Source organism: Streptomyces sp. NPDC038213, assembly GCF_055600495.1.
The window spans coordinates 549214-571520 of record NZ_JBVJYM010000001.1 but is presented as its reverse complement, the minus strand read 5'-3'; the positions used below and the strand labels follow the sequence as shown (position 1 = coordinate 571520).

Here is a 22307-nt window from a genome sequence, read left to right as displayed (position 1 = left end):
AGATGAGCGCGTACGGATCCTTCCCCGGCTCGCGGCCCCGTCGGCTGCGCACCACCCCGGCGATGCGGCGGATGGTCGCGGAGACCCGGCTGCACCCCTCGGACCTGATCCTCCCGGCGTTCGTCCGCGAGGGCATCAGCGACCCGATCGCGATCAAGGCGATGCCCGGGGTGGTCCAGCACACCCGCGAGACCCTGCGGAAGGCGGCGGCGGAGGCCGTGGCGGCCGGGGTCGCGGGCATCATGCTGTTCGGCGTACCGGCCGACGAGAACAAGGACGCGCTGGGCACGGCCGGCACCGAGCCGGACGGCATCCTCCAGGTCGCCATCCGCGACGTGAAGGCGGAGGTCGGCGACGACCTCGTCATCATGTCCGACCTGTGCCTCGACGAGTACACCGACCACGGCCACTGCGGGGTCCTCGACTCCGAGGGCCGCGTCGACAACGACGCCACGCTGGAGCGGTACGCCGAGATGGCGCAGGTCCAGGCGGACGCGGGCGTCCACGTGGTCGGCCCCAGCGGGATGATGGACGGCCAGGTCGGCGTGATCCGCGACGCGCTCGACGAGACGGGCCACGAGGACGTCGCGATCCTCGCGTACACGGCGAAGTACTCCTCCGCCTTCTACGGCCCCTTCCGCGAGGCCGTCGCCTCCAGCCTCCAGGGCGACCGCAAGAGCTACCAGCAGGACCCGGCCAACGCCCGCGAGTCCCTGCGCGAGCTCGCGCTCGACCTCGAAGAGGGCGCCGACATGGTCATGGTCAAGCCCGCGGGCCCGTACCTCGACATCCTCTACCGCGTCGCCCAGGCCGTGGACGTCCCGGTCTCCGCGTACCAGATCTCCGGCGAGTACGCGATGATCGAGGCCGCCGCCGAGAAGGGCTGGGTCGAGCGCGACCGCGCCATCATGGAGACCCTCCTCGGCATCAAGCGCGCGGGCGCGGACACGATCCTGACGTACTGGGCGACGGAGGTCGCGGGCTGGCTGCGGAACCAGTAGCCGCAGGGGGACGACATGCGCGCGGGGCGCGGTACCGAAGGGGTACCGCGCCCCTCGCGCGTCCGCGGCGGGGGAGAGGGGGCTCAGAGCGCGTCCCGCAGGTCCACCAGGCGGGGTTCCCGGGCGGAGACGTAGGTGTGCTGGCGGCCCTCCGCGAAGAGCTCCAGCACGTACATGCCCGGAAAATCGAGCGGCCGGGTGCGCCCGGTGAGGCGGGTGCGGACCCGGTAGGACGTGTCGCCGTCGCGGAGTAGCAGGTCGCACCAGTCGGGCACGGGGGCCGCTACGGCGGTCACGACGATCTCCTTCTCGGCCAGCGGGCCCAGCCACTGGCCCAGGTCGTCCAGCAGCCAGGCCAGGTGGAGGTGCGGGGCGGCGGCGGCCGCGGGCTGCCAGTCGTACTGCTGCCTGGCCGCGCGGTCCGAGCGCGGCAGGTCCCCCTGCACGAATTCCACCCGCCCCTCCGCCCGGTAGCCGTCGCTGAACGACACGGTGCGGTCGACCAGGGACAGGGCGGCCATGCGCAGGCCGCAGGACCCGAGCTCGAAGACCGCGTCGGACGTACGGCTGAGGAACTCGCTCATGACGCGGGACATCGGTCCCATCGCGGGCTCTGCGGCGGCTGGCATGCCCAAGGCCTAGCAGGCCGTTGCCTGGGGGAGGCGGGGCTGCGGGAGGAGGGGCGGGAAAGCGGGGAGGAATGGCCGGACCCGGGCGGGTGGGGGGTTCGTAGGGTGGGGGACATGATCCTTGTGCGGCGGATGGTCGAGTCCGATATTGCGGCGGTGGCCCGGATACGGGTGGACGGGTGGCGGGCCGCGTATGCGGGGATCGTGCCGGGTCCGTATCTCGACGCCATGGATGCGGGGGAGGGGGCCCGGGTCATGCGGGAGAGGTTCCTCGACGCCGGGCGGACGGTCACGGACCTGGTGGCGGTGGACGCCGAGGGCGCCGTTGTGGGGTGGGCCTGCTTCGGGCCCGGCGAAGGGGGCTCTGGAGAAGGGGAGTTGTACACGCTGTACGTCGAACCCGGGGTGATCGGGAGCGGGGTGGGGCGGGCGCTGATCGAAGTCGTGCACCGTGAGGGCGGGTTCGCGGCCGTGGGGCTGTGGGTGCTGGAGGGGAACGTGCGGGCCCGGCGGTTCTACGAGAAGGCCGGGTACCGGGCGGACGGGGCCACGCAGGAGGACCCGTACGAGGACGGCACCGTGCTGACGGAGGTCCGGTACCGGCGGTCCCTGTAGCCGTACCCGGCCCTGTAGCGCTCCGCGCGGGAGAGGCGCACGCTGGAGGTCTGAGGGCGACCCCCGGAGGTGATCCACGATGTCCACGCTCGTGGGATGGCACGTAGAGATCGAATTCACCGAGGACGGGCACCGCACCAATGCGGCGGCGATGCTCAGGCTGGGTGACGGCAGCGAGATGCGGGCGCGCGGCTACGCCATGCGGCACCCCTCCGACCCGGAGCAGCTGAGGGTCGGCGAGGAGATCGCGGGTGCGCGGGCCATGATGGACCTCGCCTCGCAGCTCCTCCAGAAGGCGCACGGCGAGATCGACGAGGCCACGGGCCGGCACTCCTACCCGTTGAACGGCTGACGTGCGGCGGGGGCTGCCCCGGCCCCGGTTCGCGAGTCGGTTGCGTGCTCGGTCTCGGGCTCGCTGAGGCCCAGGTCGATGAGGGTGGTCACCCTGCCCTCCTCGCGTACGGTCACCGCCCCCAGCCCGGCCAGCAGCCGCAGTACCGGGGTGTTGTCCGCCCGCGTGCTGACGAAGAACGTCGCGAACCCGGCGGTCCGCGCGAGCGAGATCAGCCGTTGCAGCACCGCGCCGCCGACCCCGGCACCGCGGTGGCTGCGGCCGACCCAGACCCCGGCCTCGACGGCCCCCTCCGGCTCGTCCAGCGGGCAGAGGCGGGCGGCCCCGACGACGTCCTCGCCGACGTGGATCGCGTACGTCACCTCGACCGGCTCGGGCGCGAGGGCCCGCCCCCGGTGGAACGCGAGGAAGGCGTCCCGGCGCGCCGCGGTCCAGCCGGGCGGCCCGTCGGGATCGGCGGGCGGCATGACCTCGGACGGGTCCGCGTCCGCGGAGGCGGCTGCCAGCAGCGCGAGCAGGCGGGGCTCGTCCAGGGGGCGGAGGGTGACGTCAGGACGCACGGAGCCAGCCGGTGAGTGCGGACCAGGTGCGGGGGGTGAGGCAGAGCTCGGGGCCGGCCGTCACTTTGGAGTCCCGGACGTGGACGGTGGTGGGGGAGGCGGCGACTTCTACGCAGTCGCCGCCCTGCTCGCTGCTGTAGCTGGACTTCCGCCAGTTGACGGCGACCTCGACGCACTGACCGCCTTCGCTGGCGCTGTAGCTGGACTTGAACCACTTCAGGTCGGTGCTCATAGCTCTCCTAGCAGGCGGTTCAACAGCCCCCGCGTCTGCCATGGGTTGAGGGCCTGAGCCCGCAGCATCGCATACTTGCGCGCCATGATGCTGACCTCGTCGGCGTCGTGCACGAGGTGGCTGCCGCGCTGGCTTTCCGTGTACGCGAGGTGCTGGTGGTCCGGGGTCTCCAGGAGAGTGAAGGGGCCGTCGAGACCAGCGTGTTCGGGTCGGTCGAGGGGCATCACCTGGATGGTGATGTTGGGCAGTTCGGAGCAGACGAGCAGGTGCTGCAACAGCTCCCCGTACACCTCGATGCCGCCGATCCGAAGGCGGACCGCGGGCTCCCAGACCACGAAGCTCATGCTCGGCGGCATCCGGCGGCGCAGGATCTCGTGGCGCTTCACCCGTCGCGCGGTGAGCGACTCCACTTCCTCGTCGTGGTGGGCCGGAACGCGGCACTTGATGACCGCGCGGGCGTAGGCCTCGGTCTGCAACAACCCTGGCACGACCGGGTTGTCGTACTAGGAGAGGGCGATGGCCTCGGCCTCGCAGCGCATGTACTCCTCTGCCCAGGCGGGCACTTGGTCCACCGGTGGCAGGTGCGCGACGGCTGTCGCCAGCACGCCGCCTGTGCCGAGGATCGCGTCCATCCGCTCGGCCACGTCGGGCATCAGCGTGCGTCTGCCCTGCTCGATGGAGGCGATGGTCTCCTCCTCCATGGCCACTCGCTGGGCGAGCTCGCGTTGAGTCAGGTTCTTTCCCCTGCGAAGTACGGCCACCTGTGCTCCGATCATCTTCAGAGCGGTGCCGTTCTTCGGTACTCGTTTCCTCGGCGGCATAGCTGTGGACTCCCCCACCTGGGGCGCTGATGCACCCGTACCAACCCGTACCAAATTTGCGGGTACGGCTCGACGCACTGCCCCACGCTAGTCACGCAGAGCCACCATCGGCTCGTGAATACCGAAAACCAACCGCCCTGGCTGCGGAATCGCATGTTCCCTCGCAGTCGTCAATCCATTGCTGCTACCAGGGCGTTCACCGAATCGGCACTGCGAGCCTGGGGGATGACCACCCGTCAGGACGACCTGTTGCTCTGTGTGAGTGAGCTCGCCACCAACGCCCTGCTGCACGGCGTGCCCCCTGGCCGCGGGTACCGGGTCCGGCTGGTGCGGTTCGAGGACGCCGTACGGGTCGAGGTGCACGACAGCGGGGGCGGGGTGCCCCGGCTCCGGGCAGCCGGGGGTGGGGCCGCTGAGGAGGGCGCCGGCGGGCGGGGGCTGCGGATCGTGGACGCGCTGGCGGACCGGTGGGGGGTGGAGGGGCGGGAGGGGCCCGGGAAGGCGGTGTGGTGCGAGTTCTTCGATCCGCCGCTCGGAGGATCGTACGAGCGCTCGCCTAGACTCCGCCGCATGACGAACCAGAGCATCGTGGAGGACCTGGCCCCCGAGGGCGTGCTGCGGGTCTCGATCAACCTCGGGAACCCCGTGCTCGCGCAGGGCACGCCGGACGCGCCCGCGGGGATCACCGTGGACATTGCGCGGGAGCTGGCGGGGCGGCTGGGGCTGCCCGTCGAGTTCCTGTGCTTCGACGCGGCCCGGAAGTCCTTCGAGGCGATGGCGGACGGCCGGGCCGACATCTGCTTCCTCGCGGTCGAGCCCGCGCGGGAGGCGGAGGTGGCGTTCACGGCGCCGTACGTGCTGATCGAGGGCGTGTACGCCGTCCCGGCCGGGTCCGGTATCGCGGCGGTCGCGGACGTGGACCGGCCGGGGGTGCGGATCGGGGTCAAGGAGGGGTCGGCGTACGACCTGTACCTCACGCGGACGCTGGAGCACGCGGAGCTCGTGCGCGGGGCCGAGGGCGTGGACGTCTTCCGGGAGCAGGGGCTGGAGGTCGGGGCCGGGATCCGGCAGCCGATGACCGCGTACGCCGCCGCGCACCCGGAGGTCCGGCTCATCGGGGAGGGCTTCATGCAGATCCGGCAGGCGCTCGGGACGACGGTGGCGCGGAAGCCGGAAACGGTGGCCTACCTGCGGGAGTTCGTGGAGGAGCTGAAGGCGGGCGGGTTCGTGGCGGATGCGCTGCGGCGGGCCGGGCAGTCGGAGACGCTGGCGGCGCCTGCGGGTGGGTGAGGGGCTGTGGGTGCGTGAGGGCTTGCGGGGTGCTTGAGGGGCCGGGTGCGTACGTACTCGGGGCGGAAGTGAGTACGTGCGCGCATAGGCGCCGGCGGGCGGGGTCGCGAGACTCGGAACATGCCGAACGGACCGCGCAAGACGCTCCCCGAACTCCTCGCCTTCCCTGCGCTCGCCGCCCTCGTCGCGGTCGCGTGGGCCGTCTGGCTGGGCTGGGACCAGCAGCGGGACGTGCACCCGGACGGGTCGGTATCCGGGCCGTACGAGGCCTGGCAGGTGATCGGTCTGGTGCTGACCCTGCTGCCGCTGGTGGCCGGGGCGGCCTGGCGGGGCCTGGTGACGACGGCGATCTTCGCCCCGGCGGCCGGGCTCTCGGCGGCCGCGTTCTACGACTGGTCCGACGACGCCAGCGGCCTCTTCGTCATCGGCGTAGGCATGGTCGCCGTAGGCACCCTGGCCGTCACCGCACCGCTGTCGCTGTGGCTGGCGGGGAGGGGCGAGCGGGGGCGGGGGCGCTGAGCGGTTGCCGCTGGCGGGGGGTGGTGCCAGCCGCCGGAGTCGGGGCTGAGCCGTTGCCCGTAGCGGGGTCGGCTGCGTGGCTGGTTGGGGGCGTCCCGCCATGCGTGACGGTGTTTCCGGGGCGGGGCGCCCTGTCAAGGGCGCTCCGCCTCCGTCGTCGCGTCGCTGCGCGATTCCGCTGCGCTCCACCCTGGACAGGGCACCCCGCCCCGGAGGCATTACTGCCTGTCGGGACGCCCCCCGAAAAGGAACGCCCAGGGGGACCGGGACCGTCCCAGGTCAGCGTCGGCCAAGCCAATCCCGTCCACCGGGCCCCGCCCTCCGGGCGGAAAGACAACGACCACAAGCCACAGGCCGCGGCGGATCGCTACACAGCGGGGGCCGTCTCAGCGGCCTCCGGGCCGCCTGCGGCTGGGCATAGGCCGCCAGCGATCGCTACGCGCTTCGGCCGTCTCGGCGGCAGCGGGGCCGTCCCGTGTTCTGCGATCCGCTGGGCGGGGCGGAGGGGGCGGAGGTCAGCGCAGGACGCGTTTGCCGGCGAGGAACTGTTCGAGGTCTGCCAGTGGCAGGACGCGGACGGACTCGTAGGCGGTGGGCAGGGTGTCCCGGTAGGCGGTCAGGTCCCGGGGATCCGAGGTGACGATGACGGCGCTGTGGTGGCGGGCGGCGATGACGGCGGCGAGTGCGTCCACGGCGTCCGGCCTCTTCTCCGCAGGCAGGCCTGCCGAGGCGAGCAGGTGTCCGGCGCGCTTGGCGTCATCGGTGGAATGCCCTGACAGGCAGGCGCCGCAGCGGAGGGGCGCCGTGGACGGGACACCGAACACCACGCACTGGGGGATCGCTCGGGACAGCGGGGTCCAGCGGCCCGGGCGCCAGGCCTGGGCCAGTACCGGGAGCGGGACGACCGGGGGGTGCTCCCCGCGCGCGGTGGCCTCGGTCAGAATGTGATGCAGCAGCCCCGCGGGCTTCTCGCCGCGGCCGAGTGCGATCAGCATCCCGCTGTCGTACACGAAGACGGGACTGCTCACGCGGCTGAATCCCCGGCATCCTGAGCAAGGGCCTGAGCAAAGCCTGCGCGGGCGGCGGCCAGTTCCTGGGGGTCGAAGCCGTCCTGGCCCGAGGGGGCGGGCAGGGATTCTGTGGCTGCGATCTCCGCGTCGATGCCCGCGAAGCGGCGGGCGACTGCTGCGTCTTCTGCCATCTGCCGAAGAACGGCAGCCGTCACGTACGACGACACGTCGATGCCCATGGCCTCGGCATGCTCCTTGAGTGAGGCACGCACCGAGTCGTCCATGCTGATGCTGAATCTCGCCTTGGGTGCCATGCGCGAACCGTAGCACGCCGTGTTACGGCTCTGCTCGCCTTCGCCCAGGCCTGGGCGGCCTGCCCCGGCCCGGGCGCCCCGGGCTGGGCCCGGCGGGGCGGGGCAGGCCTCTCGTACGTCAGGTCAGCAGGTGACCGGGATGTCGAGGGTGACCGGGTTCGGGTTCTGGAACATGGTGCTCACGCTGAACGTGGCGCGGAGGGTCGAGCCGCAGGGAACGCTGCTGCTCAGGCCGTGCACGTCGATCGTGGCGTTGTTGAAGATGACCCACTTGTTCTGGGTCTGGGGCGCGCCGCTGCCTATCACCTCGGCCTTGAGGGTGGTCAGCAGCTCCTTGGGAGAGGTGACCGGGCTGGGGCCGGCGAGGCCGATCTTGCCGTAGACGTTGACCGTGTTGCCGGTGGCGTCCGCGCACACCTTGGTGCTGAGGCCGGCCTGCAGGCCGGAGCTGGAGCAGGTGGTGACGGTGCTGGTGGCGCTCTGCTGGGCGGCACCGGCGGGGGCAACAGCGAAGGCGGTCAGACCGGCAACGGCCGCGGCGATGAAGCCGAGTCGGTTCATGGCTTTTCTCCTGTTCGTTCACGGGCCCAGGGACGTCCGGGACCTGCTCGTGACATGTGATATTTCACGTGGCACTAGAACGCGATCTTAACGGATTTCCCCCAACACGCCACAGGTTGTGGACAGTCGGGCGAACCAGGGCACGTCCGAAGTGCCTTTCACCTGGGCGGAGTTCGGCTTTGTGTGGTTGGGGGTGGGGTGCGTGTCCGTATGCGGAGTTGGGCCCCGCGGGGCGGGGTGCGCGGGGCGCGGGAGGCGGGTGCGGGTTGCCGTCCGGCGGCTGGTCGGGGGCTTGGCGTGTGCTGTGTTCCGTTCAGCGGGTCGTGGGGCACGGTCCGGCTGCCGCCGGGTGGCCGGAGCGCGTAGCGATCGGTGGCGGCTTCTGCCCGGCCCCGGCCGGTGCGGCTGCCGCTTGGCCTGCCTCGGCTGTGTAGCGATCCGCCGCGGCTTGTCGCTTGTGTCGGTTGTCTTTCCGCCCGGAGGGCGGGGGGCCGGCGGGCTCGGGCCCGCCTGGCCGACGCTGACCGGCCGGGGTCCTGGTCCCCCTGCTGCTTTTTCTCCTGTGGCTGCTGGCAAGTCTGGGACTTGACGTCCCGTGGTGGCCTGTCAAGGGTGGCCCGCAGGGCCATCGCGCAGCGACGCGCAGCGCCCTTGACAGGGTGCCGCGGGACGGCCGCACAGTCAGACATGCGAGCAGACACCGGAGAGCCATCCCGACCCGGGTAGGGGGCGACACGGTGGGCCGGGGGTAGCGGGGGCCGCCGCGCGGAGCGAGGTCCCCTGCCCGCCCCTTCCCGAAACTGGGGCTCCGCCCCAGACCCCGCGCCTCAAACGCCGGCGAGGCTGGATAGACCGCGTCGGAAGGGGACTCGGGGTGGCCCGGCCCCTTCGCCTCAAACGCCGGCGAGGCTGTGAAGTGACCGCTGGCAGGCGCGGTCGGCCGTGAGACGGCTGACGTTCGACATACGGGCCGGATCGCCCCGGCACCCCTACCCCGGACCACCCTGGGGGTGGTGGGCAAAGACCGGCCGGCCGGGGCGCACGGGCGGGGGAGGAGACGGCGGCGCGCTGGAGCGCGTAAGGGGAGACGGGTAAGCGGGGAGACGGCGGCGCGCTGGAGCGCGTAAGGGGAGACGGATATGCGCGAAGACGCCGCGCCCTGGACCCCGTAGCGAGCACCGGGTCAGCGCCCCCCAGACCCCGTACGCCCCGTGGGCCCCCGCCCGCAGCAAATGGCTGCGGGGCAGGGGCCCGCGGGGTTGGTCTCTCGGGGCGGGTTCGCCCCGGGGGGTCAGAGGCGTTCCGGGGTGCGGATGCCCAGGAGGGACATGCCCTTCGTGAGGGTGCGGGCCGTGAGGTCGCAGAGGAAGAGGCGGTTCTCCGCTACGACCTGCTCGGGCTCGGGCTTGATGACCGGGCACTGGTCGTAGAACGTGGTGAACAGAGAGGACAGCTGGTACAGGTACGCCGCCACCTTGTGCGGCGCGTGGTCCGCGGCCGCCTCCGCGATCAGTTCGCCGAAGGCGTCCAGGTGGAGGCCGAGGGCGCGCTCCGCGGGGGCGAGCTCCAGCTCCGGGTGCGCGGCCGGCCTGCGGTCGCCCGCCTTGCGGAGGATGGACTTGATGCGCGCGTACGCGTACTGGAGGTACACGGACGTGTCACCGTTGAGGGAGACCATCTGGTCGAGGTCGAACTTGTAGTCGCGGGCCGCGGAGGTCGACAGGTCGGCGTACTTCACGGCGCCGATGCCGACGTACTGCCCGTTCTCGACGATCTCCTGCTCGGTCAGGCCGACCTTCTCGGCCTTCTCGCGGACCACCGCGGTCGCCCGGTCCACCGCCTCGTCCAACAGGTCCACCAGCCGGACCGTCTCGCCCTCGCGGGTCTTGAACGGCTTTCCGTCGGCGCCCAGGACCGTGCCGAACGCGAGCTGGACGGCCCTGGTGCCCTCCGTGAGCCAGCCGGCGCGGCGGGCCGTCTCGAAGACCATCTTGAAGTGGAGGGACTGGCGGGCGTCGACCACGTAGATCAGCTCGGTGGCCTTCAGGTTCGACACCCGGTCGCGGATCGCGGACAGGTCGGTGGCCGCGTACCCGAAGCCGCCGTCGGACTTCTGGACGATGAGGGGGGTCGGGTTGCCGTCGGGGCCCTTGTACTCGTCGAAGAACACGCACAGGGCGCCGTTGGAGCGCACGGCGACGCCGGACTCCTCCAGCAGGCGGCAGGTCTCCGCCAGCATGTCGTTGTACCCGGACTCGCCGACGATGTCCTCGTCCTGGATGTCCATGTCGAGCTTGTTGAAGACGGAGTAGAAGTAGATCTTCGACTCGTCCACGAACCGCTGCCAGAGCGCGAGGGTCTCCGGGTCGCCCGCCTGGAGGTCCACCACCCGGGCCCGGGCGCGCGTCTTGAACTCCTCGTCGGAGTCGAAGAGCGCGCGGGAGGCCTTGTAGAGGCGGTTGAGGTTGGACATGGCCTCTTCGCCCGCGGCCGCGTCGGCGCCCGCGGCGGCCCCGTCCGCGGCCCCGCCGTCCTTGTGGTCCAGCTCGTGCGGGTGCTCCAGCAGGTACTGGATGAGCATGCCGAACTGGGTGCCCCAGTCGCCGATGTGGTGGCGCCGGACCACGGTCTCGCCCGTGAACTCCAGGATCTCGACCATCGCGGCGCCGATCACGGCGGACCGCAGGTGCCCGACGTGCATCTCCTTGGCGACGTTCGGCTGCGCGTAGTCGATGACCGTCACGCCCGCGTCGGGGTTGAGGGCCACGCCGAGCCGGTCGTCCGCGGCGCGCGCGGCGAGGGTCTCGATGATCGCCCTGTCGGTGACGGTGATGTTGAGGAAGCCGGGCCCGGAGACCTCGACCTCCGCCAGTACGTCGCCCTGGTCGAGGGCCCCGACGACCGTGGTCGCCAGCTCGCGCGGGTTGGCCTTCGCCTTCTTCGCGAGCGCCAGGATGCCGTTGGCCTGGAAGTCGGCCCGGTCACTTCGTCGCAGCAGCGGGTCGGCGGCCGCGCCCGTCTCCGGCAGGGCGGAGGCGAGGGCGGCGGCGACGCGCTGCTCGACGGTCGAAGCGAGGGAAGGGACCGAGGCCATGGGCTGCCGTTCCTGTGAGGGTGCGTGGGTGCGTGCGCGCCGGCGAGGGAGCGCACGGGCTCGATTATCCCATGCGGGTACTTGCCGTCCCACGGCATAAAAGCAACCCCGGAGCGAGCCCGTCCGTCTGGGAGAATGTTCAAGCCAGCAATCGAGAAATAAGGACGTGTCGTGGCTGAGAGCGCCCAGACCAGCACCGAGACCGACTGGGTCTCCCGTTTCGCGGACGAGGTCATCGCCGAGGCGGAGAACCGTGCGCCGGGCGCGAAAACCGTCGTCGTCGCGTCCGGGCTCTCCCCGTCCGGCCCCATCCACCTCGGCAACCTGCGCGAGGTCATGACCCCGCACCTCGTCGCGGACGAGATCCGCCGCCGCGGCTACGAGGTCCGGCACGTGATCTCGTGGGACGACTACGACCGCTACCGCAAGGTGCCCAAGGGCATCCCCGGCGTCAGCGAGGAGTCGCACGCGCAGCACATCGGCCGCCCGCTGACCGCCGTACCGGCGCCCGAGGGCTCGGCGTACCCGAACTGGGCCGAGCACTTCAAGGCCGCCATGGTCGAGTCCCTGGCCGAGCTGGGCGTCGAGTACGACCCCATCAGCCAGACCGAGCAGTACACCTCCGGCGCCTACCGCGAGCAGGTCCTGTTCGCGATGAAGCACCGCAAGGACATCGACGACGTCCTCGCCCAGTACCGCACCAAGCAGAAGCCGGGGGCGAAGAAGTCGCAGAAGCCCGTCGACGAGGCGGAGCTGGAGGCGGCCGAGGGCTCGGGCGCGGCGAACGAGGACGACGGCAGCGCCGAGGGCGCCGAGTACTTCCCGTACAAGCCGTACTGCGCCTCCTGCAACAAGGACTTCACCAAGGTCACCTCGTACGACGAGGAGACCACGGAGATGACCTACGTCTGCACCGAGGACGGGTTCACCGAGACGGTCAAGCTCAGCGAGTTCAACCGCGGCAAGCTGGTCTGGAAGGTCGACTGGCCCATGCGCTGGGCGTACGAGGGCGTGGTCTTCGAGCCCTCCGGCGTCGACCACTCCTCGCCCGGCTCCTCCTTCCAGGTCGGCGGCCAGATCGTCCACCTCTTCGGCGGCAAGCAGCCCATCGGCCCCATGTACGCCTTCGTCGGCATCTCCGGCATGGCGAAGATGTCCTCCAGCAAGGGCGGCGTGCCCACGCCCGCCGACGCGCTGAAGATCATGGAGCCGCAGCTGCTGCGCTGGCTGTACGCCCGCCGCCGCCCGAACCAGTCCTTCAAGATCGCCTTCGACCAGGAGATCCAGCGGCTGTACGACGAGTGGGACAAGCTGGAGGCCAAGGTCGCCGACGGCACCGTCCTGCCCGCCGACGCCGCCGCGCACTCCCGCGCCGTCAAGGTCGCCTCGCACGAACTGCCGCGCACCCCGCGCCCGATGCCCTACCGGACCCTCGCGTCCGTCGCGGACATCACCGCCGGGCACGACGAGCAGACCCTGCGCATCCTCAGCGACCTCGACCCCGCGCATCCGCTGACCTCCCTGGACGAGGTCCGCCCGCGCCTGGACCGCGCCGAGAGCTGGATCACCAGCCAGGTCCCGGCCGACCAGCGGACCCTCGTGCGCGAGGAGGCGGACACCGAGCTGCTCGCCTCCCTCGACGCGGACGGCCGCCGCTCCCTGGAGCTGCTGCTGGAGGGCCTCGACTCGCACTGGTCGCTGGAGGGCCTGACCACGCTGGTGTACGGCGTGCCGAAGGTCATGGCCGGACTGGACCCGGAGGCCAAGCCGACCCCCGAGCTGAAGGTCGCGCAGCGCACGTTCTTCGCGCTGCTCTACCGGCTGCTCGTGACCCGCGAGACCGGCCCCCGCCTGCCCACGCTGCTGCTGGCGGTCGGCGCGGACCGGGTCCGCAAGCTGCTGGCCGCCTGAGCGGGGGCCGGGCGGACGGACCGGTACGGCCGGAGGGCCGCCGCCCCGGGTGATTCCCGGGGCGGCGGCCCTCCGCCGTGTGCGGGTGCGCGGGCTACGCGATGTGCTCCTCCTCCAGGGAGGTCTGGTAGCGCTGCTTCATCTGGGGCATGACCGCGCGGATCATCGAGAGGCTGCGCGGGTGCGTTATGCCGTACCGGTCCGAGAGGTGGATGTCGATCTGCTCGGGGGTCGGCCAGCCGCCGTTCTGGTCGCAGTAGGTGCGGAAGACCTCGTACGTGACCTCGGCGAACTTGGCCTCGTCCACGGCGGCGTCCGCTTCGTCATCCGCGTCGCCGTCCGCGTCCCCCGGCTGTGCCGGGAGCTCGACGGGGAGCTCCTGCTGCACGGGCTCGGGGCCGCGGTCCTCGTCCGGGCCCGCGGGGGGCGCCACCGGCATCGGCTCCAGGCCCTCGACGTACTGCGGGTTGTACCCGCCCTCGTACGAGGACTGCGGGGCCAGCGGGGCCGCGAACCACGCGCTGTCGTGCGCGGCGGGCATCGCGGTCGGGTCGACCGCGAAGGGGGCCGGGGCGTGGGGGTGGTGCTGGGGGTGCGGGGCGGGCCGGGCGCCGGGCTGCGGCCGGCCCTGGGACGGGTCCTGGGGCTGCTCAGTCTGGGGCTGCTGGGCCTGGGGGGCGGTCTGCTGTCCGGGCTGCGGCTGCTGCTCGTCGGGCGCGGGCGTGGGCGCGTCCGTGGTCGCCGTCGTGGTCGCGGTCGCAGGCGGTGCCGTGGCCGGACCGGGCTGGGCGGCCGGGGTGCCGGCGGCCGGGAGGGCCGGGGCCGGTACGGGCGCCGGGGCGACCGCCGCGGGGGCCGGGGCCGCCGGGGGCAGCAGGACCGGGTCGATGCCGGCCGCCGCCAGCCCCTCCGGGGCCGTCTGGGAGAGGGGCACGCCGATCCGGGCCAGCCGCAGCGGCATCAGGGCCTCCACCGGCGCCTTGCGGCGCCAGGACCGGCCGTACCGGGCCTGGAGCCGGGCCTGGTAGATCAGCCGGTCCTGCTCCATGACGACGGCCTGCTCGTACGACCGCAGCTCCCACAGCTTCATCCGCCGCCACAGCTTGAAGGTGGGCACGGGGGAGAGGAGCCAGCGCGTCATGCGCACGCCCTCCATGTGCCGGTCCGCGGTGATGTCCGCGATCCGGCCCACCGCGTGCCGCGCCGCCTCGACGGTGACCACGAACAGGATCGGGATCACCGCGTGCATGCCCACGCCCAGCGGGTCGGGCCAGGCCGCCGCGCCGTTGAACGCGATCGTCGCCGCCGTCAGCAGCCACGCCGTCTGGCGCAGCAGCGGGAACGGGATCCTGATCCACGTCAGCAGCAGGTCGAGCGCGAGCAGCACGCAGATGCCCGCGTCGATGCCGATGGGGAAGACCAGGGAGAAGTCCCCGAACCCCTTCTTGAGCGCCAGCTCGCGCACCGCGGAGTACGAACCGGCGAAGCCGATACCGGCGATGATCACGGCACCGGCCACCACGACACCGATGAGTATCCGGTGCGTGCGCGTCAGCTGCATCGCGGCCACCCGCGACCCCTCCCACTTATCGACCTCTGGCGGGCACAGCCTGGCACAGCCCGCCAGAGGTGCACCGGGCGGGGACTACTTCACGGCTAGGAGGCGCTGTTGGACGGTGCGGCGGACGGGTCGCCGCCGGGCGCGCCGGACTCGCCGGCCCCGCCGCCCTTGTTGGCCGCCGCGACCGCGGCCACCGACTCCTTGGCCGCCGCGATGGCGTCCTCCAGCAGCTCCTTCGTGTCGGGAGCCTGGGCGCCCTCGTAGGAGGCGCCGTTGTAGTCGAGCGTGATGACCACGTTGTGCGTCCGCGCGACCACGGTCTGGTTGAAGAACTCCACGTCCTTCTTCACCCCGTACGACAGGGTGGTGGCCTGGTCGCCCAGACCGCTGACCGGCGCGGACTTCATGCCCTTGGCGCCCTCGGCCGCCTTGGCCGCCGCGACCTGCTTGTCGAACTGCTCGGCGGCGCGCTCGTCGCCCGTGCCGAGGGACTCGTGGGAGTCGTAGCGGACCAGGGACACGGCGAGCCAGCGGTACTCGGAACCCTTCAGGCCGTTCTCGTCGAGGCCGTTCCAGGAGCAGGTGGCGCGGCTGGACAGGTCGTTGGACTTGGCGGCCGTACCGTCCTCGTCCTTGGCCTCCGGCACCAGCGAGTCGATCGTCTTCTGCGCCACGACCTTGCAGGGCTCGGGCAGCTTCGAGTACGCCGCCTTCTCCAGGGTCGGGGTGGGTTCGGGGGTGGGCGTCTGCCCGGCGGCGGCGGAGGAGCCCGACTTCTTCGAGTCGCCGCTGCCGCTGCCGGAAGCGGAGTCCTTGCCGGAATCCGAGGAGCAGCCCGTGGCGACGAGGATCACCGGGACGGCTGCGCAGGCGAGAACGCGGGTGAGGCGCGAGGCTGTACGGTGCATGGTTCCTTCTGTCGATCGTCTGCGGGACCGTGCAACGGTAGCCCGACCGGGTGGCGGGCTGCTGTGCGAGAGGTCACGCAGGGGTGCTGGGCGCGGCCGCTCGGCGGCCGGTCACTCGGTGAAGCGCCCAGCCAGTACGGCGGCCAACTCCCTTGCCCTGGTCTGCGTTTCCCCGCTGTCGGGCACGGTCGCGGACTGTCCGGGCTGCACCGTGTACTCGACGGTCACGACCACGTTGGATGTGCGGAACACGATACGGACGGTGCGGGCCTGGGCGGTCGGGCCGGCCGCGCCGAGGCGGTCGTCGAGGAAGGCGGAGTCGCCGAGGCCCTCGAGGAGGCGGGAGCCGAGGGGCGGGGCGTCGGTGCCGTCCCCGCCCTCGCCGGCCTCGCCGCCCTCGGTCTCGCCCTCGTTGCCGGGGTCCGTGCCGGCGGACTCCGCGGGGGTGCCCGTCGGGGAGCCGGACGGGGTGCCCGAGGCGGCCCGGGTGCCCGCGGACGGGGAGCCGGTGCCGGCGGAGGCCGTTGTGGTGGACGGCTTGGCGCCGGGCGGGGGGCCGGGGGTCTCCGGGATGTGCGCGGCCGTCAGGTGGCGCTCGTAGACCTGCTCCGCGCGGTCGTCGTCGCTGACGGCCGGGTCGTAGGACACCACGCGCTCGTACCCGACGTAGATCAGCCGGGTCGCGTCCGGGGACTCCGCCCGCCAGCGGCAGCCGACCCGCCGGTCCGGGTCGTACGAGGGGTCGGCCCGGCCCGCGTGCACCTGGTCCAGCTGCTCGGCGGTCAGCGCGGGGGAGCCGGGGAGCATGGCCTTCAGGCGGCGGCCGTCGGCGGAGCGGCAGGGCTCGGGCAGGCTGCGGTACTTGCCGGGCGGGGCCGCGGGGGCGCTGCCGCCGGCCTTGTCGTCGGTGGGGGTTCCGCCGGTGCCGGGATCGGCGGTGCAGCCCGTGACGAGCGCCGCGAGGACGATCGCGATGCCCGGCAGGACGGCTGCCTTGCGCTGTCCGCTCCACGCTCCCACTTGAACGCTCCCTCGACCCCTGTGCCGGCCTCTGAGGCCCGAAAACCGTTTGCCGCCGTCGGGCGGCGGATGGACACAATGTGTATCGCACGCACTGCTGCTGACGCCGGTCCGATGTCTCTTTCGGCCCCGAGAGCGAGGCTTTTGCGTTTCAAGACTTTTGATCTGATTGCGGGGGAATGGGATCGATATGACGTACGTAGAGGTACCCGGGGCGCAGGTTCCGATCCGGATGTGGACGGATCCGGCCGGCGTCGAGGACGTGGCCATGCAGCAGCTGCGCAACACCGCGACGCTACCGTGGATCAAGGGCCTGGCGGTCATGCCGGACGTGCACTTCGGCAAGGGTGCGACGGTCGGCTCGGTCATCGCCATGAAGGACGCGGTCTGCCCGGCGGCGGTCGGCGTGGACATCGGCTGCGGCATGTCCGCCGTCAAGACCTCGCTGCGCGCGGAGGACCTGCCCGGCGACCTGTCCCGGCTGCGCTCGAAGATCGAGCAGGCGATCCCGGTGGGGACGGGGATGCACAAGGAGCCGGTGGACCCGGCGCGGCTGTACGGCTTCGGGGCCGAGGGCTTCGGGGACCTGTGGGAGCGCTTCGACTACGTCGCGGACGAGGTCAAGTACCGGCGGGACCGGGCGCTGAGGCAGGTCGGGACCCTGGGTGGCGGAAATCATTTCGTGGAAGTGTGTATTGATTTGTCCGGATCGGTGTGGCTCATGCTGCACTCCGGCTCCCGCGGCATCGGCAACGAGCTCGCGGCGCACCACATCGGGATCGCGCGCGGCCTCTCCCACAACCAGGGGCTGGTCGACCGGGACCTCGCGGTCTTCCTCGCGGCGACCCCGCAGATGGCGGCGTACCGGAACGACCTGTTCTGGGCGCAGGAGTACGCCATGTTCAACCGCAGGGTGATGATGAGCCTGTTCAAGGAGGTCGTCCGGAAGGAGTTCCGGAAGGCGAAGGTCTCCTTCGAGCAGGAGATCAGCTGCCACCACAACTACGTGGCGGAGGAGCGGTACGAGGGCATGGACCTGCTGGTCACCCGCAAGGGCGCGATCCGGGCGGGCAGCGGCGAGTTCGGGATCATCCCCGGCTCGATGGGCACGGGCTCGTACATCGTGAAGGGCCTCGGCAACGAGAAGTCCTTCAACTCCGCCTCGCACGGGGCCGGCCGGAAGATGAGCCGGACGGCGGCCCGCAAGCGCTTCTCCAAGCGGGACCTGGAGCTCCAGACCCAGGGCGTGGAGTGCCGGAAGGACACGGGCGTCGTGGACGAGATCCCGGGCGCGTACAAGTCGATCGACCAGGTCATCGACCAGCAGACGGACCTGGTGGAGGTCGTCGCGAAGCTGAAGCAGGTCGTCTGCGTGAAGGGCTGACCGGCTACCGGTCGGGGGGGGTCCCGGCCCCGGTCTGTGGACCGGGGCCGGGACCCCCTGCGTCTTTCAGCCGCCGTCCCCGTCGAGCAGGGCGTCCACGGACAGCTCCAGGGCGACCCCGATGTGATCCGGAACGGGAGCCGAGCTCCCCCGCTTGTACGCCTGGCGGCGGTGGTACTTGCCGTTGCGCGGCTCGGAGCAGACGACGACCTCGTCGTGGTGGCGGTCCGCGATGACGTAGACGGGGACGCCCGCCCGCGCGTAGCTCTCGGTCTTGATCCCGATGTCGTCGGACCAGTTCGACGAGGTGACTTCGACGACGAGGCGGAAGACTTCCGGCGCGTAGCAGTTCTGCTGGACCTTTGCTTCGAGGAAGTCCGCCTCCACGAGGGCGAAGTCGGGGATGGCGTAGTCGTCGGGGCCGGTCGTCAGCCACAGGCCGATGCCCTGGACGTACCGGAGGCCGGCTTTTCGGGCACCGGCTTCGTAGAACTGCTCGATGAGCCAGGTCAGTGCGAGGGCGTGCGCCCCGTCGGCTGGGGGTGTCACGGTGAGCCTCCCCTGGAGAATCTCCACTCGGTGCCTGGGAAGCTCCTTGGAGAGACGATCCGCGGCCTCCGCGATCGTGGTCTCGTGCTGTATCACGGCCATCAGCTTCCTCCTTTTCGAGGCTCACGCTGTCGCGAGCGTATCCGCCCCGGCCGACATTCCGCGCGTGTTCACCCATACGGGCTCAGGGGGTGCGGGGCTTCAAGTGGGTTGTGCTGCAAGGGGGTTGACCGCGTTCGTTGGTCTAGACCAAGGTGTGCGCCATGTGGAGATCTCGCGTAGTTCTCGCCGGCCTTGCCGCGTGTTCGATGGCTGTTGGTGTGTCCGGGTCGGCGCAGGCCGGGGCTTCCGGGGTCGCTCTCGCGGAGGCGGGTGCGGTGGAGGCGGGTGCGGTGGCGGCGCCCAGGGGGGCCGTCGGGCTGCCGCCCGTGGTGACCAGGGTGCCGACGCAGGAGAAGGTCGTGTTCCTCACCATCGACGACGGCTGGTACCACGATCCGGCGGTCGCGCAGACCCTGGTCGACAAGCGCGTACCGGCCTCGCTGTTCCTGCTGCCGGGGGCGTTCTCGTACGACGCCCCGTACTTCACCCGGCTGACCACCGAGGGCCGCGCGACCGTGGAGAACCACACGGTCAACCACCCCGACCTCACCGCCCTCGACGCGGCCGGCAAGGACGCCGAGGTGTGCGGGGCCGCGGAGCAGGTGCAGGCGGCGTTTGGCAAGGCGCCGAAGCTGCTCCGGCCGCCGTACGGGACCGTCAACGACGACGTGCGGCTGGCCGCGAAGGCCTGCGGGATGAAGGCCGTGGTCACGTGGACGCACGACTTCACCACCTGGGGCGACACCCCGCCGCCCACCCCCGCCCTGAAGCCCGGCGAGGTGGTCCTCCTGCACTTCACGCCCACCCTGGCGGCCGACCTCAAGCGGGCGCTGGACGCGGCGAAGGCCGCGGGGCTCAAGCCGGCGCCGCTGCTGCCGCACCTGAAGGCGGCCGGGCTGGTCTAGCGGGGGGCGGGCGGGGGCGGGCTACTACAGCACGCGGTGGACCTTCGTGTTCGAGGCCTGGGCGCGGGGGCGGACCACGAGCAGGTCGATGTTCACGTGGGAGGGCCGGGTCACGGCCCAGGTGATCGTGTCGGCCACGTCGTCGGCGCTGAGCGGCTGCGCGACCCCCGCGTACACCTTCTCCGCCTTCTCCGTGTCCCCGCGGAAGCGCGTGGCGGCGAACTCCTCCGTCTTCACCATGCCGGGCGCGATCTCGATCACGCGCACCGGCCGCCCGACGATCTCCAGGCGGAGGGTCTCGGCGAGGACGCGGGCGCCGTTCTTGGCCGCGACGTAGCCCGCCCCGCCCTCGTACGTGGCGTGGCCGGCGGTGGAGGAGAGCACGACGACCGTGCCGTCGCCGCTCGCCTCCAGGGCGGGCAGCAGGGCCTGGGTCACGTGCAGGGTGCCGATCACGTTGACCTCGTACATCGTGCGCCAGTCCGCCGGGTCGCCGGTGGCCACCGGGTCGGCGCCGAGCGCGCCGCCCGCGTTGTTGACCAGCACCGCGAGGGTCGGGAGGGCCGCCAGGGAGGCGGCGAAGGCGTCCACCGCGGACCGGTCGGTGACGTCCAGCGCGTGGGCCGTCGCCCTGTGCCCGGCCGCGGTCAGCTCCTCGGCGAGGGCCTCGATGCGGTCCTTGCGGCGGGCGGTGAGGACCACGTGGAAACCGGCCGCGGCGAGCTGCCGGGCGGTGGCGGCGCCGATCCCGCTGCTCGCCCCGGTGACGACGGCGGTACGGGCAGGGGTGGCGGCGCTGCTCATGGGGTGCTCCTCGCGCGGATCGGTGGGGCCGGTGGTGTCGGGGCCACGGCCAGGATAGGCGCGGCGCCGAGGGAGGGCCCGCACGTGCGTACGGGTGAGCGGCTCGCCCCCGTTCGGGTGATGATCCGATGAGCCGACCCCGGCCGGACCTACGGTGCGCCCATGCGCAACAGGCTGATGGCGGCGGTGGCCGCGCTCGTGGCGGTCACGGCAGTGGTGACGGGGGCAGGGACGGGAGCGGGGGCGGGCTTCGGTGCGCTGCTGCCCGGGCTCGGCGGTACGGCGTATGCGGCGGGTCCCGCCGCGGAGGCGGATCTCGCCTACCACGGGCGGGTCGCCCTCTCGGGGGGCCGGCTGGGCGTCTGGCTGGTGCCGGAGAACCACGGCCCGACCCCGCTGGCCAATGCGACCGTACGGCTGCGCCTGTCCGCGGACCTGGCGACCGCGGAGCCGCTGGAGGGCGGCTGCGCGCGGACCGGCCCGCGGACGGTGGTCTGCGAGACGGGCGCGCTGCCCGCCCGCGGGCCCGGCCGGCACATCGCGGTGGTGCTGCCGCTGCGGGTGCCGGTGTCCGAGGTGGCCGTCCGCATCGACACCCTCTGGAACGGCGGGGCGTCCGACCGCAACGTCCGCAACAACCAGCACGTGGTGCTGGCACTGGACACGGGCGACATGTACGCGTTCTGAGCGGGTGCGGGCCCCGGCCCGTACCCGTACCCGTGCCTGTATCCGTGCCCGTATCCGCCCGCTCAGCCCGTCGTGCGCCGGCTCGGCAGTGCGCCGAACTCCTCCACCGCCTCGCTGACGATCCGCTCCAGCCGCGCGTGGTGCGCCCCGCGCCAGTACACGCGCTCGCAGGCCGTGCACTGCGCGAACACGTCGTACGAGCGGTGCGTGCCCGACTCGACGAGGTCGCCGACCGACTCCTTGTCCGCGCGCCGGAGCTGCCCGTTGCAGGCCGTGCAGCGGGTCCACGGGACGAGGGCGGGCGCGAACCGGCCCAGGACGTCGCGGAGCTGGTCGTCGGGCCGGTCGCTGTAGACGTACGCGCCCGCCCAGATCTCGCGGCGGCGCAGCAGCCCGCGGTCGCGCGACAGCAGCACCCGCTGCTCGGCGGCCGAACGCTTCGCGAGCGCCGGGTCCCCGATGTCCTCGCTCTCGTACGCGGCGTCGACGCCGAGCAGCCGCAGGCGGCGGGCGAGGGTGCCGAGGTGTACGTCGAGCAGGAAGCGCAGCGGGGCGCCCGGCACCTCCTGCGGGCGCTGCACGCCGCACACCTCGACGGATTCGCCGGCCCGCGGCACGTACGAGACGGGCACCTCGCGGCCGTCGACCAGCAGCCGCCCGACCTCGGTGAGCGGGACCCCCGCGGACTCGACGACGTGCCCGAGGCTGGAGGAACCGTCGGTGACGGTGCGGACGCGGTCGCCGCGCCGGTCGGGCGCCGCGAAGAGCCGCAGCCCGGGGGCGAGGGTCAGATGGATCTCGGGTCCGTTCACCGGCCCAGCATGCCAGGGGGGTGCGGGGGCGGAGGAGGGATTTTCCGGTTCGCCGTGGAACGGGGCCGGAACGGTCAGGGGTGGGTCCAGTGGTTGCTGGTGTGCCACTGGCCCGGGGGGTACTCGAAGGGGACCGGGCCCCGGAGGGTGAAGCCCGCCCTGCGGCAGACCGCGTTCGAGGCGGGGTGGTCGGCGGCGGGGAAGGCGTGCACCGGGCGGGGTTCGGGCAGGGCCGACACGTGGGCGAGGAGGGCGCGGGCGGCGGCGGCCGCGAGGCCGTGGCCCTGGTGCTCGGGGAGGATGCCCCAGCCGGTCTCGTAGACCTCCTCGTCCTGCCAGAGGCGGCGCCAGTAGCCGATGGTTCCGACGATCACCTCTGCCGGTCCGGGCAGGGCACCGGGGGCGGCTGCCGCCGACAGGGCGATCTTGAACATGCGGCCGGCGGGCGGGGCGGACGCGGTCATCGCGAGGTAGCGCCGGTGGCGGTCCGCGAGTTTCGCGGGGGATTCGGGGCCGCCCAGGTGGGCCGTCATGACCGGGGCGTTCTTGCGCTCCAAGAGCCAGAAGTCGTCTTCTTGCCAGGCGATGAGGCGCAGGAATCGGGGCATGTGGGGACGGTACGGCCTGGGGCGGGCCGTGAGCAGGGGATTTTCCCGACCCGGTGGC

Annotated in this window: 23 protein-coding genes and 2 pseudogenes; 10 read left to right on the top strand and 15 right to left on the bottom strand. The window is 72.2% G+C overall.

Going from position 1 to position 22307, the window contains the following annotated elements; genetic code table 11:
- The first annotated feature begins 2 nt into the window (after window positions 1–2).
- A complete protein-coding gene (gene hemB, locus ACZ7JZ_RS02670; protein ID WP_470932358.1) occupies window positions 3–1001 on the top strand; it encodes a porphobilinogen synthase in 999 nt (332 codons plus the stop codon).
- A gap of 83 nt (window positions 1002–1084) precedes the next feature.
- Here the strand turns inward: hemB and ACZ7JZ_RS02665 are convergent, their stop codons facing one another.
- Window positions 1085–1630: a hypothetical protein gene (locus tag ACZ7JZ_RS02665; RefSeq protein WP_470932356.1), complete on the bottom strand. Its 546-nt coding sequence runs from the start codon at window positions 1628–1630 to the stop codon at window positions 1085–1087.
- A 114-nt stretch (window positions 1631–1744) separates the two neighbouring features.
- Between ACZ7JZ_RS02665 and ACZ7JZ_RS02660 the strand changes: the two genes are divergently transcribed.
- Together ACZ7JZ_RS02660 and ACZ7JZ_RS02655 are read left to right on the top strand one after the other, a co-directional pair.
- Entirely contained in the window at window positions 1745–2245 is a 501-nt protein-coding gene (locus ACZ7JZ_RS02660; RefSeq protein WP_470932355.1) for a GNAT family N-acetyltransferase, read from the top strand.
- A gap of 79 nt (window positions 2246–2324) precedes the next feature.
- Window positions 2325–2597, top strand: a complete 273-nt coding sequence (locus ACZ7JZ_RS02655) for a DUF1876 domain-containing protein (protein ID WP_470932353.1) — start codon at window positions 2325–2327, stop codon at window positions 2595–2597.
- Here ACZ7JZ_RS02655 and ACZ7JZ_RS02650 read toward each other — a convergent pair.
- The 3 genes and pseudogenes from ACZ7JZ_RS02650 to ACZ7JZ_RS02640 all read right to left on the bottom strand — a co-directional run bounded on the left by ACZ7JZ_RS02650 (window position 2579) and on the right by ACZ7JZ_RS02640 (window position 4210).
- Window positions 2579–3157, bottom strand: a complete 579-nt coding sequence (locus tag ACZ7JZ_RS02650; RefSeq protein WP_470932351.1) for a GNAT family N-acetyltransferase — start codon at window positions 3155–3157, stop codon at window positions 2579–2581. The two genes, ACZ7JZ_RS02655 and ACZ7JZ_RS02650, sit on opposite strands and share 19 nt — an antisense overlap.
- Window positions 3147–3389, bottom strand: coding sequence for a DUF397 domain-containing protein (locus tag ACZ7JZ_RS02645; protein WP_470932349.1), 243 nt, complete (start codon window positions 3387–3389; stop codon window positions 3147–3149). The genes ACZ7JZ_RS02650 and ACZ7JZ_RS02645 overlap by 11 nt, the downstream gene beginning before the upstream one ends.
- A pseudogene (locus ACZ7JZ_RS02640) lies at window positions 3386–4210 on the bottom strand (helix-turn-helix domain-containing protein). The gene ACZ7JZ_RS02645 and the pseudogene ACZ7JZ_RS02640 overlap by 4 nt, the downstream one beginning before the upstream one ends.
- Before the next feature lie 153 nt (window positions 4211–4363).
- On the opposite strand from ACZ7JZ_RS02640, the pseudogene ACZ7JZ_RS02635 reads away from it, so the two are divergent.
- The 3 genes and pseudogenes from ACZ7JZ_RS02635 to ACZ7JZ_RS02625 form a co-directional block, all read left to right on the top strand.
- Window positions 4364–4711: pseudogene (locus ACZ7JZ_RS02635) on the top strand (ATP-binding protein); the annotation flags it as partial.
- 69 nt (window positions 4712–4780) lie between these two features.
- Window positions 4781–5500 (top strand): transporter substrate-binding domain-containing protein, encoded by a 720-nt coding sequence (locus ACZ7JZ_RS02630; protein ID WP_470932468.1) that lies wholly within the window; start codon window positions 4781–4783, stop codon window positions 5498–5500.
- A 120-nt stretch (window positions 5501–5620) separates the two neighbouring features.
- Window positions 5621–6019, top strand: coding sequence for a hypothetical protein (locus tag ACZ7JZ_RS02625; RefSeq protein ID WP_470932347.1), 399 nt, complete (start codon window positions 5621–5623; stop codon window positions 6017–6019).
- A 515-nt stretch (window positions 6020–6534) separates the two neighbouring features.
- Here the strand turns inward: ACZ7JZ_RS02625 and ACZ7JZ_RS02620 are convergent.
- The 4 genes from ACZ7JZ_RS02620 to argS all read right to left on the bottom strand — a co-directional run bounded on the left by ACZ7JZ_RS02620 (window position 6535) and on the right by argS (window position 10998).
- Window positions 6535–7047, bottom strand: coding sequence for a hypothetical protein (locus tag ACZ7JZ_RS02620; RefSeq protein WP_470932345.1), 513 nt, complete (start codon window positions 7045–7047; stop codon window positions 6535–6537).
- Complete coding sequence (locus ACZ7JZ_RS02615; RefSeq protein ID WP_470932344.1) at window positions 7044–7343, bottom strand: hypothetical protein; 300 nt, start codon at window positions 7341–7343, stop codon at window positions 7044–7046. The genes ACZ7JZ_RS02620 and ACZ7JZ_RS02615 overlap by 4 nt, the downstream gene beginning before the upstream one ends.
- Before the next feature lie 123 nt (window positions 7344–7466).
- Window positions 7467–7904 carry a hypothetical protein gene (locus ACZ7JZ_RS02610; protein WP_470932342.1) on the bottom strand — a complete coding sequence of 146 codons (438 nt, stop codon included), beginning with the start codon at window positions 7902–7904 and terminating at the stop codon, window positions 7467–7469.
- A gap of 1291 nt (window positions 7905–9195) precedes the next feature.
- Entirely contained in the window at window positions 9196–10998 is a 1803-nt protein-coding gene (gene argS, locus ACZ7JZ_RS02605) for an arginine--tRNA ligase (protein WP_470932340.1), read from the bottom strand.
- 171 nt (window positions 10999–11169) lie between these two features.
- Here argS and lysS point away from each other — a divergent pair, with 171 nt between their 5' ends.
- Window positions 11170–12909 (top strand): lysine--tRNA ligase, encoded by a 1740-nt coding sequence (gene lysS, locus ACZ7JZ_RS02600; RefSeq protein WP_470932338.1) that lies wholly within the window; start codon window positions 11170–11172, stop codon window positions 12907–12909.
- A 94-nt stretch (window positions 12910–13003) separates the two neighbouring features.
- On the opposite strand, the gene ACZ7JZ_RS02595 is transcribed toward lysS, so the two are convergent.
- The 3 genes from ACZ7JZ_RS02595 to ACZ7JZ_RS02585 all read right to left on the bottom strand — a co-directional run bounded on the left by ACZ7JZ_RS02595 (window position 13004) and on the right by ACZ7JZ_RS02585 (window position 16398).
- The gene (locus ACZ7JZ_RS02595) at window positions 13004–14479 is read right to left on the bottom strand and encodes a DUF2637 domain-containing protein (protein WP_470932336.1); all 1476 of its coding nucleotides are present in this window, start codon (window positions 14477–14479) and stop codon (window positions 13004–13006) included.
- 86 nt (window positions 14480–14565) lie between these two features.
- Window positions 14566–15378, bottom strand: coding sequence for a DUF3558 domain-containing protein (locus ACZ7JZ_RS02590; RefSeq protein WP_470932334.1), 813 nt, complete (start codon window positions 15376–15378; stop codon window positions 14566–14568).
- A gap of 111 nt (window positions 15379–15489) precedes the next feature.
- Window positions 15490–16398: a DUF3558 domain-containing protein gene (locus ACZ7JZ_RS02585; protein ID WP_470932332.1), complete on the bottom strand. Its 909-nt coding sequence runs from the start codon at window positions 16396–16398 to the stop codon at window positions 15490–15492.
- Between the two features lie 190 nt (window positions 16399–16588).
- Between ACZ7JZ_RS02585 and ACZ7JZ_RS02580 the strand changes: the two genes are divergently transcribed.
- Complete coding sequence (locus tag ACZ7JZ_RS02580; RefSeq protein WP_470932330.1) at window positions 16589–17782, top strand: RtcB family protein; 1194 nt, start codon at window positions 16589–16591, stop codon at window positions 17780–17782.
- A gap of 66 nt (window positions 17783–17848) precedes the next feature.
- Here ACZ7JZ_RS02580 and ACZ7JZ_RS02575 read toward each other — a convergent pair whose 3' ends face one another.
- Window positions 17849–18433: a Uma2 family endonuclease gene (locus ACZ7JZ_RS02575; protein ID WP_470932328.1), complete on the bottom strand. Its 585-nt coding sequence runs from the start codon at window positions 18431–18433 to the stop codon at window positions 17849–17851.
- Window positions 18434–18723: 290 nt separating this feature from the next.
- On the opposite strand from ACZ7JZ_RS02575, the gene ACZ7JZ_RS02570 reads away from it, so the two are divergent.
- Window positions 18724–19338, top strand: coding sequence for a polysaccharide deacetylase family protein (locus ACZ7JZ_RS02570; protein ID WP_470932326.1), 615 nt, complete (start codon window positions 18724–18726; stop codon window positions 19336–19338).
- Between the two features lie 24 nt (window positions 19339–19362).
- Here the strand turns inward: ACZ7JZ_RS02570 and ACZ7JZ_RS02565 are convergent, their stop codons facing one another.
- The gene (locus ACZ7JZ_RS02565; RefSeq protein WP_470932324.1) at window positions 19363–20142 is read right to left on the bottom strand and encodes an SDR family NAD(P)-dependent oxidoreductase; all 780 of its coding nucleotides are present in this window, start codon (window positions 20140–20142) and stop codon (window positions 19363–19365) included.
- Between the two features lie 162 nt (window positions 20143–20304).
- Between ACZ7JZ_RS02565 and ACZ7JZ_RS02560 the strand changes: the two genes are divergently transcribed.
- A complete protein-coding gene (locus ACZ7JZ_RS02560) occupies window positions 20305–20829 on the top strand; it encodes a hypothetical protein (RefSeq protein ID WP_470932322.1) in 525 nt (174 codons plus the stop codon).
- Window positions 20830–20891: 62 nt separating this feature from the next.
- On the opposite strand, the gene ACZ7JZ_RS02555 is transcribed toward ACZ7JZ_RS02560, so the two are convergent.
- Both ACZ7JZ_RS02555 and ACZ7JZ_RS02550 read right to left on the bottom strand, forming a co-directional pair.
- Entirely contained in the window at window positions 20892–21641 is a 750-nt protein-coding gene (locus ACZ7JZ_RS02555) for a Mut7-C RNAse domain-containing protein (protein ID WP_470932320.1), read from the bottom strand.
- Window positions 21642–21715: 74 nt separating this feature from the next.
- The gene (locus tag ACZ7JZ_RS02550; RefSeq protein WP_470932318.1) at window positions 21716–22249 is read right to left on the bottom strand and encodes a GNAT family N-acetyltransferase; all 534 of its coding nucleotides are present in this window, start codon (window positions 22247–22249) and stop codon (window positions 21716–21718) included.
- Between the last annotated feature and the right edge of the window lie 58 nt (window positions 22250–22307).

What these genes read in the sequence shown, in the direction of transcription:
- ACZ7JZ_RS02665 (WP_470932356.1), bottom strand. Translation starts at nt 1,630, where the DNA reads ATGCCAGCCGCCGCAGAGCCCGCGATGGGACCGATGTCCCGCGTCATG.
- argS (WP_470932340.1), bottom strand. Translation starts at nt 10,998, where the DNA reads ATGGCCTCGGTCCCTTCCCTCGCTTCGACCGTCGAGCAGCGCGTCGCC.
- ACZ7JZ_RS02660 (WP_470932355.1), top strand. Translation starts at nt 1,745, where the DNA reads ATGATCCTTGTGCGGCGGATGGTCGAGTCCGATATTGCGGCGGTGGCC.
- ACZ7JZ_RS02565 (WP_470932324.1), bottom strand. Translation starts at nt 20,142, where the DNA reads ATGAGCAGCGCCGCCACCCCTGCCCGTACCGCCGTCGTCACCGGGGCG.
- ACZ7JZ_RS02580 (WP_470932330.1), top strand. Translation starts at nt 16,589, where the DNA reads ATGACGTACGTAGAGGTACCCGGGGCGCAGGTTCCGATCCGGATGTGG.
- ACZ7JZ_RS02645 (WP_470932349.1), bottom strand. Translation starts at nt 3,389, where the DNA reads ATGAGCACCGACCTGAAGTGGTTCAAGTCCAGCTACAGCGCCAGCGAA.
- ACZ7JZ_RS02550 (WP_470932318.1), bottom strand. Translation starts at nt 22,249, where the DNA reads ATGCCCCGATTCCTGCGCCTCATCGCCTGGCAAGAAGACGACTTCTGG.
- ACZ7JZ_RS02610 (WP_470932342.1), bottom strand. Translation starts at nt 7,904, where the DNA reads ATGAACCGACTCGGCTTCATCGCCGCGGCCGTTGCCGGTCTGACCGCC.
- ACZ7JZ_RS02625 (WP_470932347.1), top strand. Translation starts at nt 5,621, where the DNA reads ATGCCGAACGGACCGCGCAAGACGCTCCCCGAACTCCTCGCCTTCCCT.
- ACZ7JZ_RS02655 (WP_470932353.1), top strand. Translation starts at nt 2,325, where the DNA reads ATGTCCACGCTCGTGGGATGGCACGTAGAGATCGAATTCACCGAGGAC.
- ACZ7JZ_RS02615 (WP_470932344.1), bottom strand. Translation starts at nt 7,343, where the DNA reads ATGGCACCCAAGGCGAGATTCAGCATCAGCATGGACGACTCGGTGCGT.
- ACZ7JZ_RS02590 (WP_470932334.1), bottom strand. Translation starts at nt 15,378, where the DNA reads ATGCACCGTACAGCCTCGCGCCTCACCCGCGTTCTCGCCTGCGCAGCC.
- ACZ7JZ_RS02560 (WP_470932322.1), top strand. Translation starts at nt 20,305, where the DNA reads ATGCGCAACAGGCTGATGGCGGCGGTGGCCGCGCTCGTGGCGGTCACG.
- ACZ7JZ_RS02575 (WP_470932328.1), bottom strand. Translation starts at nt 18,433, where the DNA reads ATGGCCGTGATACAGCACGAGACCACGATCGCGGAGGCCGCGGATCGT.
- ACZ7JZ_RS02630 (WP_470932468.1), top strand. Translation starts at nt 4,781, where the DNA reads ATGACGAACCAGAGCATCGTGGAGGACCTGGCCCCCGAGGGCGTGCTG.
- hemB (WP_470932358.1), top strand. Translation starts at nt 3, where the DNA reads ATGAGCGCGTACGGATCCTTCCCCGGCTCGCGGCCCCGTCGGCTGCGC.